The following is a 560-nucleotide window of genomic DNA, read 5'->3' as shown; positions in this document are numbered from 1 at the left end:
GGTGCGGGGCGAGCGCCAGTCGCGCAGGGGCGTGAAGGCCACATCGGCGGGCGTGAGGATGCGCGCCGTGCCGTCCGCCATGCGCCAGCTGGCCGCGGACCACATCGGCCTGCCATCCTGCCCGCGCATCCGGAAGGCCATCAGCCCGCTGCCGTCGTCCAGATTGGCGCCCAGCCAGTCCCAACCCTGGGCGCCTTCCGGCATCAGCTCGCTGGACCACTCATGATCCAGCCAGGCCTTGCCCGTCACCGGCTGGCTGCGGCCATCCAGCGTCACCGTGCCGCTCACCGCCAGCTGGGGCCGGCTGTAGTAGTAGCTGGCGTGGCGCGGGTCCAACGCCTTGGCCGAGAAGCCGGCTTTGCCGTTGAGGAGCGGCGGGCCGTCGGGCAGCAGATCGAGCGCGTAGGCGAAATCCGCCGCGCGCACCTCCGCCCGGTAGCGCCCGCCATCCAGCGCAAAGCGCCAGTCGCCGCACCACACCGCCGTGCGGCCGGTCTCGAAGCCGGCGCGGCCGAAGCCCACCCGGGCCGAGCGCTCGTCATGGCGCAGGCGCCCCAGTT

General features: G+C 73.4%; 1 protein-coding gene. It reads right to left on the bottom strand.

The window, feature by feature from the left end; genetic code table 11:
- Positions 1–560: carotenoid 1,2-hydratase (locus L6Q67_RS24255; RefSeq protein ID WP_296576294.1), on the bottom strand; the 560-nt coding region annotated here is incomplete at both ends.

Origin of the sequence: Zoogloea sp. (assembly GCF_023150065.1) — a bacterium.
Lineage (GTDB): Bacteria > Pseudomonadota > Gammaproteobacteria > Burkholderiales > Rhodocyclaceae > Zoogloea.
Note: the sequence above shows the minus strand (reverse complement) of the source record. Positions and strands in the feature narration are given on the sequence as shown.